The organism is Acidovorax delafieldii (assembly GCF_007993815.1).
GTDB lineage: Bacteria > Pseudomonadota > Gammaproteobacteria > Burkholderiales > Burkholderiaceae_C > Acidovorax > Acidovorax delafieldii.
In genome coordinates this window covers 171,479-184,332 of record NZ_VJWE01000015.1, presented here as the reverse complement: position 1 = coordinate 184,332, position 12,854 = coordinate 171,479, and the positions used below count along the sequence as shown (strand labels likewise).

At 66.0% G+C, this 12,854-nt stretch carries 12 protein-coding genes; 4 read left to right on the top strand and 8 right to left on the bottom strand.

The genetic code is table 11. The features are described 5' to 3' along the window. Positions 1-105 precede the first annotated feature (105 nt). Together thiD and hemL are read left to right on the top strand one after the other, a co-directional pair. Positions 106-1,065 carry a bifunctional hydroxymethylpyrimidine kinase/phosphomethylpyrimidine kinase gene (thiD, locus tag ATF69_RS16745; protein ID WP_056746881.1) on the top strand — a complete coding sequence of 320 codons (960 nt, stop codon included), beginning with the start codon at positions 106-108 and terminating at the stop codon, positions 1,063-1,065. Continuing rightward, positions 1,049-2,359: a glutamate-1-semialdehyde 2,1-aminomutase gene (gene hemL, locus ATF69_RS16740; protein ID WP_146871682.1), complete on the top strand. Its 1,311-nt coding sequence runs from the start codon at positions 1,049-1,051 to the stop codon at positions 2,357-2,359. Before thiD ends, hemL begins: the two co-directional genes overlap by 17 nt. A gap of 99 nt (positions 2,360-2,458) precedes the next feature. On the opposite strand, the gene ATF69_RS16735 is transcribed toward hemL, so the two are convergent. Next, complete coding sequence (locus ATF69_RS16735; RefSeq protein ID WP_056066242.1) at positions 2,459-3,238, bottom strand: IclR family transcriptional regulator domain-containing protein; 780 nt, start codon at positions 3,236-3,238, stop codon at positions 2,459-2,461. A 260-nt stretch (positions 3,239-3,498) separates the two neighbouring features. Between ATF69_RS16735 and pobA the strand changes: the two genes are divergently transcribed. Next, the gene (gene pobA / locus ATF69_RS16730) at positions 3,499-4,683 is read left to right on the top strand and encodes a 4-hydroxybenzoate 3-monooxygenase (protein WP_121942078.1); all 1,185 of its coding nucleotides are present in this window, start codon (positions 3,499-3,501) and stop codon (positions 4,681-4,683) included. Positions 4,684-4,720: 37 nt separating this feature from the next. Here the strand turns inward: pobA and ATF69_RS16725 are convergent, their stop codons facing one another. The 5 genes from ATF69_RS16725 to ATF69_RS16705 form a co-directional block, all read right to left on the bottom strand. Beyond that, positions 4,721-5,230 (bottom strand): c-type cytochrome, encoded by a 510-nt coding sequence (locus ATF69_RS16725; RefSeq protein ID WP_146871681.1) that lies wholly within the window; start codon positions 5,228-5,230, stop codon positions 4,721-4,723. A 41-nt stretch (positions 5,231-5,271) separates the two neighbouring features. Then, on the bottom strand, positions 5,272-6,873 hold the full coding sequence (gene purH / locus ATF69_RS16720) for a bifunctional phosphoribosylaminoimidazolecarboxamide formyltransferase/IMP cyclohydrolase (RefSeq protein ID WP_108497556.1): 1,602 nt from the start codon (positions 6,871-6,873) through the stop codon (positions 5,272-5,274). Between the two features lie 95 nt (positions 6,874-6,968). Continuing rightward, positions 6,969-7,202: a Fis family transcriptional regulator gene (locus tag ATF69_RS16715; protein ID WP_015015597.1), complete on the bottom strand. Its 234-nt coding sequence runs from the start codon at positions 7,200-7,202 to the stop codon at positions 6,969-6,971. Further along, complete coding sequence (gene dusB / locus ATF69_RS16710; RefSeq protein ID WP_146871680.1) at positions 7,199-8,245, bottom strand: tRNA dihydrouridine synthase DusB; 1,047 nt, start codon at positions 8,243-8,245, stop codon at positions 7,199-7,201. The genes ATF69_RS16715 and dusB overlap by 4 nt, the downstream gene beginning before the upstream one ends. 211 nt (positions 8,246-8,456) lie before the next feature. Then, a complete protein-coding gene (locus ATF69_RS16705) occupies positions 8,457-9,041 on the bottom strand; it encodes a M15 family metallopeptidase (RefSeq protein WP_146871679.1) in 585 nt (194 codons plus the stop codon). Between the two features lie 151 nt (positions 9,042-9,192). Between ATF69_RS16705 and ATF69_RS16700 the strand changes: the two genes are divergently transcribed. Next, positions 9,193-9,675: a YqaA family protein gene (locus tag ATF69_RS16700; protein ID WP_108499043.1), complete on the top strand. Its 483-nt coding sequence runs from the start codon at positions 9,193-9,195 to the stop codon at positions 9,673-9,675. Between the two features lie 22 nt (positions 9,676-9,697). Here the strand turns inward: ATF69_RS16700 and ATF69_RS16695 are convergent, their stop codons facing one another. Beyond that, complete coding sequence (locus ATF69_RS16695) at positions 9,698-11,338, bottom strand: bifunctional aminoglycoside phosphotransferase/ATP-binding protein (protein WP_146871678.1); 1,641 nt, start codon at positions 11,336-11,338, stop codon at positions 9,698-9,700. Between the two features lie 189 nt (positions 11,339-11,527). Further along, a complete protein-coding gene (locus ATF69_RS16690; protein WP_146871677.1) occupies positions 11,528-12,769 on the bottom strand; it encodes a GGDEF domain-containing protein in 1,242 nt (413 codons plus the stop codon). Positions 12,770-12,854 lie beyond the last annotated feature (85 nt).

Here is a 12,854-nt window from a genome sequence, read left to right as displayed (position 1 = left end):
AAGTCGGTCACAGCTTAAAGGGCCTTCACATAGAATGCAACGATTGTATCTAGTGATCTCCGCGGCCTGCAGCTTCCGTGCCACCCCTCCAGCAGGATCTGGTCCATGACCATCAAAGCCTCCCTTCCCCCCCCAGAAATCCCAGATATTGACGACGATGACGCGGAGGAAGCGAGCCCGGCCTGTGTGCTGGTGTTCAATGCCAGCGACCCCAGCGGAGCCGGCGGGCTGACCGCCGACATCACCACCATCGCCTCGGTCGGCGGGCATCCGATCGCTGTGGTCACCGGGGCCTATGCCCGCGACACCGCTCAGATTTTTGACCACTTCAGCTTCGACGACGAGGCTGTGTCCGAGCAGGCGCGGGCCGTGCTGGAAGACCTGCCCGTACAGGCCATCAAAGTCGGCTTTGTGGGCAGCCCCGAGAACATCAGCACCATTGCCGAGATCACGACCGACTATGACGAAGTCCCCGTGATCGCCTACATGCCCAACCTGTCCTGGTGGCGTGACGAGCTGATCGACGAGTACCTCGACGCCTTCCGCGAGCTGCTGCTGCCCCAGACCTCGGTGTTGGTTGGAAACCACAGCACCCTGTGGCGCTGGCTGCTGCCGGACTGGACGGGCGAGCGCAGCCCCACCGCCCGGGACATTGCCCGCGCAGCGTCCGAGATGGGCGTGCCCTACACATTGGTCACTGGCATCCCCTTGCCCGAGCAGTTCGTCGAGAACGTACTGGCCTCGCCGCAGACCGTGCTGGGCAGTGGCAAGTTCGAGCTGTTTGACGCCACCTTCTCGGGCGCGGGCGATACGCTCTCGGCCGCACTCACTGCCCTGGTGGCCAGCGGCAACGACTTGGGCGAAGCGACCAGCGAAGCGCTGGGTTACCTCGACCGCTGCCTGGACGCAGGCTTTCGCCCCGGCATGGGGCACATCGTGCCCGACCGCATGTTCTGGGCACAGCCTGAGGACGACGAGACCGACGGCGACGAAGAAGAAACCACGATTGATGAAACACAGGCCCTGGAGGGTTTTGTGATGCCACCCCATGACACCAAGCACTGATCTCAATATTCCCCTGTTCGAACGCGCCAAGGCGCTGATCCCCGGAGGCGTGAACTCGCCCGTGCGGGCCTTCAAGGCGGTCGGAGGCACACCCCGCTTCGTCAAGCGCGCGCAAGGCGCCTACTTCTGGGATGCGAACGACCAGCGCTTCATTGATTACATCGGCTCCTGGGGCCCGATGATCCTCGGCCACGGCCACCCCGCCGTGCTCGACGCGGCGCAGAAGGCGGCGCTCGAAGGCTTCAGCTTTGGCGCCCCCACCGAGCGCGAAGTCGAGCTGGCCGAGGAGATCCTGAGCCTGGTGCCGTCCATGGAGATGATTCGTCTGGTCAGCTCGGGCACCGAAGCGGGCATGAGCGCCATCCGCCTGGCCCGTGGCGCCACGGGCCGCAGCAAGTTCATCAAGTTCGAAGGCTGCTACCACGGCCATGCCGACTCGCTGCTGGTCAAGGCCGGCTCGGGCCTGGCCACGTTTGGCAATGCCACCAGCGCGGGTGTGCCGCCCGAAGTGGTGCAGCACACCCTGGTGCTTGAATACAACAACGTCGCCCAGCTGGAAGAAGCCTTTGCCCTGCACGGCAAGGAGCTGGCCTGCGTGATGATCGAGCCTATCGCGGGCAACATGAACCTGGTGCGCGCGAGCGTGCCGTTCATGCAGCGCTGCCGCGAGCTGTGCACCGAATACGGTGCGCTGCTGGTGCTGGATGAAGTGATGACCGGTTTCCGCGTGGCCCTGGGCAGCGCGCAAAGCGTGTACGCCAAGAGCATCCCCGGCTTCCAACCCGACATCACCGTGCTGGGCAAGGTGATTGGCGGCGGGATGCCGCTGGCGGCCTTTGGTGGCCCGCGCGCCATCATGGAACACCTCGCGCCGCTGGGCGGCGTGTACCAGGCGGGCACGCTGTCGGGCAACCCGGTGGCCACGGCCTGTGGCCTGGCCACGCTGCGCGAGATCCAAAAGCCCGGCTTCTTCGATGCGCTGTCGGCCCGCACCCGCTCGCTGGTCGATGGACTGCAAGCGGCCGCCGATGCTGAAGGCGTGCCGTTCTGCGGCGACTGCGAAGGCGGCATGTTCGGCTTTTTCCTGCTGCCCGAGCTGCCGCAGAACTACGCCCAGGTGCTGAAAACCGACAGTGCGCGCTTCAACCAGCTGTTCCACGGTCTGCTGGACCGAGGCATCTACATTGCACCTGCCTTGTATGAAGCGGGCTTCGTGAGCGCCGCCCACACCGCCGACGACGTGGCAGCCACCGTGGCTGCTGCGCGTGAAGTGTTCAAGACGCTCTCAAAATAATAGCTAGCAGCGCATATTGCACTAGCGCTTCCTGCCAATTTGGCACCGAATGGCACTCACAAGGGCCATTTTCATGGCGACGAGGCTTGTGGCGGACAGTCACAGGAGTCCGCGCAGTTCGCGGGCGGCCTCCTGCAGCAGCGGCAGCATGTCGCGCTGCAGGCTGCCCTCATCCATCTGCTTGGGCGACGCCACCACGTTGAGCGCCGCCACCGTATGGCCCTGCAGGTTGCGCAGCGGCACAGCCAGCGCGTGCACGCCCAGCTCATGCTCCTCCACGGCCAGGCAATAGTCGTCCCGCCGCACCTTGGTGATCACCTGCCGCAGCGGGCCTACCTGCGTAATGGTTTGGGGCGTGAGGCGGTGCAAGGGCCGGTTCTTGAGCCAGGCGGTCAACTCCGCCGGGGGCAGCGCCGCCAGCAACACGCGGCCGGTGGACGTAGGGTGGGCCGGCAGTCGCGCGCCCAGGTGCAAGCCATAGGCCAGCACCCGCGACGGCGCGCCATACACGCCGCTGCGCGCCACGATCACCACCTCATCACCATCCAGCACCACCGCCGAGAATGACTGCTGGGTCTGGGCTGCCAGCCGGTTCAGCGTGGGTTGCAGCACGCGCGGCAGCCGGGCAGACGCGAGGTAGCTGCCCGAAAACCGAAGCACCTTGGGCGCCAGCCAGAAATAGCTGCCATCCGTCTCCAGATACCCCAGGTGCGCCAGGGTCAACAGGTGCCGCCGCGCCGCCGCCCGCGTGAGGCCGGTGCGCTGCGCCGCCAGTGTGGCGTTCAGGCGCTGGCGCTCGGTGTCGAAACTCTCCAGCACGGCCATGCCTTTGGCCATGCCTTCGATGAAGTCTGCCTTGGCAATGGGGGTGGAAGCCATGGGGGTGACGGGTTGGGGACCGGGGAATTGAGCGGGGTTCGAACGCCGGGGCTACCGGGGCCCTGCAGCGACTCGGTGCACTCACCACCGGGCCTGACCACCCGCATCACCCCGGACACTGCGCGATCATCGCACAAAGCATCGATTGATCGCACGCAATCGGCAACGCTGGATATCGCTTTGATCTGGATCAACCTACGCTCAAGGCCATTGGTTTTCGGTATCTCCCCAGCTTCCCACCCCATTCCCAGAGGTTTCCCATGCGCACCCAGGTTGCCATCGTTGGTGCCGGCCCCGCCGGCCTGCTGCTCGGTCAGTTGCTTCACAAGTCCGGCGTTGACGCCGTCATCATCGAGCAGCGCAGCCCCGACTACGTGCTCGGCCGCATCCGCGCCGGGGTGCTGGAGAAGGTCTGCATGGACCTGCTGGACCAGGCGGGCGTGAGTGCCCGCGCCCACGCCGAGGGCCTGCCCCACGACGGCATCGAGCTGCTGTTCAAGGGCCAGCGCCACCGCATCGATCTGCACGAGCTGACCGGCGGCAGCCGCGTGACGGTGTACGGCCAGACCGAAGTCACGCGCGACCTGATGGATGCGCGCGCAGCGGCCGGCCTCACCACCGTGTACGACGCACAGAACGTGCAAGTGCACGACTTTGACGGCCAGCACCCACGCGTGACGTACGAAAAGGATGGCCAGACCCACGAGCTGGCGTGTGACTTCATCGCGGGCTGCGACGGCTACCACGGCGTGTGCCGCGCCAGCGCACCGGCCGACCTGCTCAAGACCTATGAGCGCGTGTACCCCTTTGGCTGGCTGGGTGTGCTGGCCGATGTGCCACCGGTGTCGCACGAACTCATCTATGCCAACACCGAACGCGGGTTTGCGCTGTGCAGCATGCGCAGCGCCACGCGCAGCCGCTACTACGTGCAGGTGCCTACGACTGACAAGGTCGAGAACTGGACCATCGACCAGTTCTGGACCGAGCTGGGCAACCGCCTGGACCCCGAGGCCCGCGCCAATCTGGTGACCGGCCCCGCTCTGGAGATGAGCATCGCCCCGCTGCGCAGCTTTGTGGCCGAGCCCATGCGCTTTGGCCGCATGTTCCTGGCCGGTGATGCTGCCCACATCGTGCCACCCACGGGCGCCAAGGGCCTGAACCTGGCCGCCAGCGACGTGGGTTATCTGTGGACCGCGCTGACCGAGTTCTACAAAGAAAAGTCAGCCGTTGGCATCGACACCTACTCCGACCGCTGCCTGCGCCGTGTGTGGCGTGCCGAGCGCTTCTCCTGGTGGTTCACTTCGCTGATGCACCGCTTTCCGGAAACCGGCGAGTTCGGCCAGAAGATCCAGGAAGCGGAGCTGGACTACCTGGTGCACTCCCGTGCGGCCTCGGTGTCGCTGGCGGAAAACTATGTGGGCCTGCCGATGAACTTTGGGGCCTGAGCCCCAGCAGGCCTCCAGACCCGGCCGCCATCGCCATTCAGCGGGCGGCGGATGCGGGCTCTGCGGCCGACGCGCCCTGTGCCGCGGCGGACGGCACCGGCAGCGACACCAGCCACTGCGCCATCTCGCGCGCCTGGGCTTCCGTGACTTGCAGGTGGCGCGGCATCAAGGTGCGGCCCCACTCGCCCACACTGCCGTTGCGGATCTTGCCGGCCAGGTAATCGACTGAGTCGGCGCGGTCACGGTACCGCGCAGCTATCTGCTGGAACGACGGGCCTACGTAGTAGCGCTCCATGCCATGGCAGCGCAGGCAATCGGATGCCTCCACCAGGCGAAGTCCGGCCGGTGCGGAGGGCGGTGAGGCGGCGCTGCCTTCTAACCCTCCAGCACCCGACGCGCCCCGAGCGGCACTCACAGCGCCCGGCCCCGGCTGCAGCATGCGCCAGCCCAGGTTGAGCATGCCCAGCACCACCAGTGCCATGAACACCATCAGGGCCCACCCCAGCCAGCGGGGCCGGGGGGGCGGGGTCTCATCGTCGCGGTGCATGCGCGCGCACCGCCGCGAGCCCCATCGCGATACCCATCATCTCAGTGGCGGAAGTGGCGCACACCGCTGAAGACCATGGCCACGCCACGCTCGTTGGCGGCGTCGATCACTTCGTTGTCGCGCATCGAACCACCGGGCTGGATCACGCAGGTAGCGCCCGCATCGACCACCACGTCCAGGCCGTCGCGGAAGGGGAAGAAGGCGTCACTGGCTACGACCGTGCCTTGCAAGGTCAGGCCTGCGTGGCCCGCCTTGATGCTGGCGATGCGGGCCGAGTCCAGGCGGCTCATCTGGCCCGCACCCACGCCCATGGTCATGCCGCCCTTGCAGAACACGATGGCGTTGCTCTTGACGTACTTGGCGACCTTCCAGGCAAACAGCAGGTCTTCCATTTCTTCCAGCGTGGGCTGCTTCTTCGTCACGACCTTGAGGTCGATGAGCGACAGCTCGTGGTTGTCAGCGGTCTGCAGCAGCAGGCCCGAGCCAATGCGCTTGGCATCCATGGCGTTACGGCCGCGTTCCCAGTCGGTCTTGCCACCGTGTGCGGGCAGCGCGATCTTGAGCAGACGCACATTGGCTTTGGCCTTGAAGATCTCCAGCGCCTCGGCGGTGAAGTCAGGGGCCATCAACACCTCGACAAACTGTTTGCTCACCTGGGCTGCCGCCTGGCCGTCCACCACGCGGTTGAAGGCGATGATGCCGCCGAAGGCGCTGGTGGGGTCGGTCTGGAAGGCCTTGCTGTAGGCGCTCAGCGCGTCCAGGCCCACGGCCACGCCGCAGGGGTTGGCGTGCTTGACGATCACGCAGGCGGCCGCTTCAAAGCTCTTTACGCATTCCCAGGCGGCATCGGCGTCGGCGATGTTGTTGTACGAAAGCTCCTTGCCCTGCAGCTGCACGCCGGTGACCAGGGAGCCGGGCGCGGGGTGCAGGTCGCGGTACAGCGCGGCCTGCTGGTGGCTGTTTTCGCCGTAGCGCAGGTCCTGCACCTTGGTGAAGATGCCGTTGCTCTGGCCGGGGAACTGGGTGCGCGTGGGCACATAGGTTTCCGACAGCTTTTCTTCTTCGAACGTGACGGACGAGAGGTAGTCGCTGATGGCGCCGTCGTACTGCGCGATGCGGTTGAACGCAGCCACCGACAGCGCAAAGCGCAGCTTGTCGCTCAACTTGCCACCGGCCTTGAGTTCAGCCAGCACGGCGTCGTACTGGTCGGCCGAGGTGATCACGCCCACGTCCTTCCAGTTCTTGGCGGCGCTGCGCACCATGGCGGGGCCGCCGATGTCGATGTTCTCGATGGCGTCGGCCAGCGTGCAACCGGCCTTGGCCACGGTGGCTTCAAAGGGGTACAGGTTCACCACCAGCAGGTCGATGGTGTCGATGCCGTGTTCCTTCAATGCCGCCATGTGTTCGGGCAGCTCGCGGCGGGCCAGCAGGCCGCCGTGCACCTTGGGGTGCAGCGTCTTCACGCGGCCGTCCAGCATCTCGGGGAACTGGGTGACTTCGGCCACCTCGGTCACGGGCAGGCCCTTGTCGGCCAGCAGCTTGGCCGTGCCGCCGGTGGACAGCAGCTTGATGCCCAGCGCGTGCAGCGCTTGCGCGAATTCGACGATGCCGGTCTTGTCAGAGACGGAGAGAAGTGCGTTCATGGTGGTGGTGCGGAGGTTTTGAATAAAAACGGGCTGTAGCGCTAGTGCATCATGCGCAAGCAGCTACAAAATATATAGCAATCAGACAGACTTGGTCAGAGCAGCTTGTGCTCGACCAGCTTCTTGCGCAGGGTGTTGCGGTTCAGGCCCAGCCATTCGGCGGCGCGCGACTGGTTGTTGTCGGCCTGCTGCATCACGACTTCCAGCAGCGGCCTTTCGACCACACGCACCAGCATGTCGTACATGCCATCGGGCGTCTCGCCGCCCAGGTCGCGAAAGTAGCCCTGCAGGCTTTCGCGCACGCATTCTTCGATGTGTTTCTTGCTCATGCAGCCAATCCCTCTTGTTCTTCTGTGTCGGCATCCACGTCGGTGGCGGCAGGCAGCCGGTCCATCTGCTGGCCCAGGGCGTCCAGGTAGTCAGCCACGGCCTGCCACTGCGTGGTGCAGTCTTCGATCGTATTGATATGTGCCCGCAAGGCCTCGCCGCCGGGCAGCGCGCGCAGGTACCAGGCAATGTGCTTGCGCGCACTGCGCACGCCGGTCAGCTCGCCATACAGGCGGTAGTGGTCTTGCAGGTGGTCCAGCAGCAGGCGCCGCACCTCGGCCACCAGCGGTGGTGCCAGGTGTTCGCCCGTGGTCAGAAAGTGGCCGATCTCGCGAAAGATCCATGGCCGGCCCTGTGCGGCACGGCCGATCATGATCGCGTCGGCCCCGGTGACGGCGAGCACGTCGCGCGCCTTCTCGGGCGAGGTGATGTCGCCGTTGGCCACCACGGGCACCTTCACCGCCGCCTTGACGGCGGCAATGGTGTCGTACTCCGCATGGCCTTTGTAACCCTGCTCGCGCGTGCGGCCGTGCACGGTGAGCATCTGGATGCCCACGCTTTCAAACTGCCGCGCCAATGCCACGGCGTTCTTGTGCTCCTGGCACCAGCCGGTGCGCATCTTCAGCGTGACAGGCACGTTGAAGGGAGCGCAGGCCTCGACCACCGCAGCGGCGATCTCCACCGCCAGCGCCTCGTTCTGCATCAGGGCGGAGCCCGCCCATTTGTTGCAGACCTTCTTGGCCGGGCAGCCCATGTTGATATCGATGATCTGCGCGCCGCGTTCCACGTTGTAGACCGCAGCCTCGGCCATCATCGGCGCATCGGTGCCGGCGATCTGCACGGCAATGGGCCCCGGCTCCCCTTCATGGTTGGCCCGGCGCGAGGTCTTGAGGCTGTTCCACAAATCCTTGCGCGAGGTCACCATCTCGCTCACCGCATAGCCCGCACCCAGCGCCTTGCACAGCTGGCGGAACGGCCGGTCCGTGACGCCCGCCATCGGGGCGACGAACAACCGGTTCGCCAAAGGAATGTGGCCAATTTGCATGGGCGGGGATAGGGGAGGGGGAGGCAGCAACAGATGCTGAAAAAGGAGGCGGGATTGTACCTGCTCAAAATTTCAGCAACTGAAATGGAGCACACACCGTATCTATCTGACTGTCGGGCTCCATTGAGTCAACCCACTGGACGCTTCCCTCGCCCCCCACTCGGGCCCTGTGGCGCAAGCACCGCAGCGTCTCAACGCGCTGAGTGCAGGTTCACCGTGCGGCGAGATCGGTGTCTGCAGCCTGTGCGGGCGGCACACCCCGCTGCGCGAAATGCCACCAGGCATCCGGCAGGTTGTCGAACTGGTGGCGCGCCATGAGCGCCCGCAGCCACTGGCGGTTGTGCAGCACGTCCGGGGAGAAACCGCTGGCGCCCGCCGCCGCCTCCGAGCGCGCAGCGCCCGCCGGAGTGCCCATGTCCACGGCCTGCCCATCGGCCAGCGGCCCGCGCACCACCTTGTGGGCCTTGGTGCCATCCACCACCTGCACCTGCACCACCCAGCCACCGCTGACGGTGTTGCAGGTGGCCTGCAGCGCCATGCCCTGGGATTGCAGCTCGCGGCCAATGCGCTCCAGCGCCGGCCGTGCGGTGGGCGCCCTGTCGCAAGGCGCTATCGGCGTGTGCTCCCAAAGCGTTGGACCGCCTTGCAGTCCAGGGCTGGGTACGGCAGCCTGCGGGCTGTGCACGCAGGCCGCCAGCAACAGGGCCATGGCGGCCGAAGACCAGCGGGTCGCGGGCGGCAAAGCAACCGAGGGGTTCAAGCGGCGCGGTTGGGACGTTGTGGGCAATACCGGCATGGGCGACCTCCTGGGGTTGTCATTCAGGGCCAATGTGTTTTCACGATACAAAAGACGCTGCAACCCAGCCATGCGCCGATGGCGCGCTCCCCTGTAGGACAGATCCCCCTGGGGCACATGGAGCCCCACCCGCCCCCTACACTCGGCGGCTATGGAAATCTGGATGCACCAGCTGCTCGAATGGCTGGCCCTGCCGCAATTCGGACTCAGCACAGTCTTTGTGGTGTCTTTTGTCTCGGCCACGCTGCTGCCGCTGGGCTCTGAGCCAGCTGTGTTCGGTCTCATCAAGCTCAACCCCGACCTGTTCTGGCCCGCCATCGTCGTGGCCACCCTCGGCAACACCCTGGGCGGCGGCGTGAGCTGGTGGATGGGCCTGGGTGCGCACAAGGCGGTGGACAAGGCGCGCGGCAATGCCACCGAGGTGCGGGCACTGAGCTGGCTCAAGCGCTTTGGCGCGCGGGCCTGCCTCTTGAGCTGGCTGCCGGTCGTGGGCGACCCGCTGTGCGCGGTGGCCGGCTGGCTCAAGCTGCCGTTCTGGCAATGTCTGGCCTATATGGCCGTGGGCAAGTTCCTGCGCTACCTCGTGATGACGAGCGTGCTGCTGTACTTCATGCCCGGCCACCTGGCCCCGTAGCGCCCCGCCGGTGCCACCGGGGTCAGTGTGACAGCAGACGGTCCCAGTCCACGGGCACCGTGGTGTCCACGTGCAGCGTGATGGCCTCTTCGTGAGGCTGCAGGGGGTGGGCGCGGGCCCACTGGGCGTCCAGCACCGCCACGTCCGCCTCTGACGCACCGCCTCCGGCCAGCGCGCGCTGGCGGACGCGCTCGCGCAGCACCGGCAGGGGGGCCTCGAACGACAGAATGTGGCAGGGCACTTGCGCGGCAGCGGCCAGCTCCAGGAAAAGTGCACGGGCATCACGGTCCAGCAAGGTGGCATCCACAATCACGGAGTAGCCTGCCGCCAGCACCTCGCGCGCCACTTGCGCCAGCCGCTGGTGCGTGCGCAGTGTGGCCTCTGCGGTGTAGATGCCGCCCGGTATCCCGTCGCTGGCAGCATCCGGCGCCAGGCCAAACAGGCGCTTGCGCTCCACATCGGCCCGCATACGCACCATGCCACGCTGGCACGCCAAGGCCAGCGCATGGGTGCTCTTGCCCGCGCCCGAAAAGCCATGGGCCAGCCACAAGGTGGCAGGGCACGGCGTGGACCAGCGTGCAGGCCGTTGTCCGGCAAAGCCCGCCGCCAGCTCCAGATACCCCTCCACGGTTTGCGCAGCGTGCCCGCTGCCACTACCGTCACCGGTGGGGTCCATCCGCAGGGCTGCAACCCGCGCCCGCACCAGGGCACGGTAACAGCCGTAGTAACGCAACACCGCCAGGCCTGCGTAGTCCCCGGTGTGTTCGAGCCACCGGTTCAAGAACCGCCAGGCCAGATCCGCCCGACCATGGGCCGCGAGGTCCATCACCACAAAGGCGATGTCAGCCACGCAGTCGATCCAGCGCAAGGCGGGGCTGAACTCCAAGGCGTCGAACAGCTGGGCCTCGCCATCGATGAGCGCAATGTTGGCCAGGTGCAAATCGCCATGGCACTCGCGCACCCATCCGGCTGCCCGGCGCGCCTCGAACGTGGGGGCCAGGGCTTGCCCCTCATGCTGGCACCAGCTGGTCACCTGCGCCAGCAATGGCTCCTGACCAGGCAGTGCGCCTGCCACGGGCGTGTGCAGAGCAGCCAGGCAATCGTCCACCGGCGCTTGCACCGCTGCTGCTGAGCCCCAGCTGTTTGCACCTGCGGCGACGGCGGCTGCGGCGTGGAACTGCGCCACATGGCGCGCCAGCTGGTCGATCTGCGCAGGCGACACGCGCTGCTCATCCAGTGCGGTGGCGAGCAGTGCCGCCTGGGCAAAACGCCGCATCCACACAGCGGGCTCGGCGCCTGGCGGAGCGTCTTGCCATTGCACCAGCCGAAGGGTGGCAGGAGCATCTTCTGCAGCACCGGCCACCAAGCCGACAAGGCCCAGGTAAAGGCCCGGCGCCGTGCGGCGGTTGATGCGCAGCTCTTCCTCGCAGGCCACATGCCGCAGCGCCTGGGTGCTGAAGTCCAGAAAGTCCAGCTGCAATGGCTTTTTGAACTTGTAGGCAAAGTCACCGGCCAGCAGCACCCAGGAGATGTGGGTCTCGATGCATTCCACCGGCCCCATCAGGTCTGCAGGATAGGAAAAAGCCTGCGGTTGCTGCAGCAGCATGCGCACGCGCTGCTCGGCGGTGGCAAATTGTGCCGACAGATCGGCGGATGGAGGCATGGAACGGATGAGAGGCTGGTGCATCGGCACCCAAGCGCAGGTGCAAAAAGGTGCGATGCCACCCAGCGGGTGGCGGGGAACTGGCCCTCAGTGTGGGCGCTGCTGGCCGCTTGTCAACCCGGCCAGCGCAAACGATAGCCAGCAAACCGCCAGCACCCCGCAAGCGGATGGCCAGCAGATGGCGGGCAACTATAGAAAAGCGTGACTGCTGGGGACTGACAGGTCCGACAGCTGCGAATCGCCTTTGGCAATGGGCTCCTCGACCACCACCTGGTTGCGCCCGCCCTCCTTGGCCATGTACATGGCAGTATCCGCCCGCGAGAAGAACTCCAGCACCGACTCGCCCAGCACATACTGGGTCACACCGATGGACACCGTCACGCGGCCTTTGAGCAGGCCCGTCCAGGCGTGCGACTCGACCTGGGCCCGAATGCGTTCGCAGGTGTTGAGCGAGGGCAACAACGAAGTCGCCGGGAAGATCAGCAAGAACTCCTCGCCACCGTAGCGCCCAAACACGTCGCCCCCGCGCACGCCCTGCTGCGCAATGCGCGCAAAGGTGCGCAACACCTCGTCGCCCCCCAGGTGACCCAGCTCGTCGTTGATGCGTTTGAAATGGTCAATGTCCAGCACGGCCAGGCACAGCGGAATCCCGCTTTCGTCGGCCAGCTGCTTTTGCTCTTCAAGCGCCGCCAAGATGTAGCGGCGGTTGAAACAGCCCAGCAAAGTGTCGCGCTGCGCATCTTCCTGGATGTTCTTGATCTTGCGGCTGGCCTGGTAGAGGCTGCGGTACAGCCGCTGCACGCGGCCCATGAGCACGATGAACGCAGGTACCGATACAGCCAGCGCCAGCAGGTGCATCAGCTCCAGCCGCAGCAGGGCGTCGTTGCCCTGCTCTGCGTAGTGCGCGGCTGCCACTGCCGCATAAGCGCACAACACCCCGGCCGTCAGCACCAGCAACGTGCGCCGGGGTACGGTAAAGATGCCGTAAGCCACTGCCACAAACATGAAGGGGGCCAACAGAATCTGCGTGACAGGCTCCAGGTAGAACAACCCCAGCATGCCGCAGATGGAAGCCACCACGATGCCCAGCTTGAGATGGCGCAGCCGCAGTTTGTGGTGCAGGCCCAAACGGAACGAGGCACCAAACACCGCGAAGCCCGCCGTCGTCAGACCGGCCAGCACCCACAGCACCTGGACCCCCACCACGCCCAACGCATAGAACCCCAGCAGGGCCAGGGCGTACAGGCCAATGAGCCCCGCCACAGCCCACCACTTGGACTGCGCACTGCGCTCTCCCCGGGGGCCAAAGCCATCCAGCGCGCGCCGTCCAGGTCGCACGGCGACTGAAGACGAATCGTCGAACTCCAGCACGGCATCGGTCAACGGGAAGGCATCCGTCGCCAAAAACAGGTTTTTGCGTCCAAAAAGCATGTGGTGGCGGGCTCTGGCCTGGATATGTGGGTGGGCGGTGCAGCAACACACGCGCAGCACCCGTCAGACAAATCGCAGGATCTTA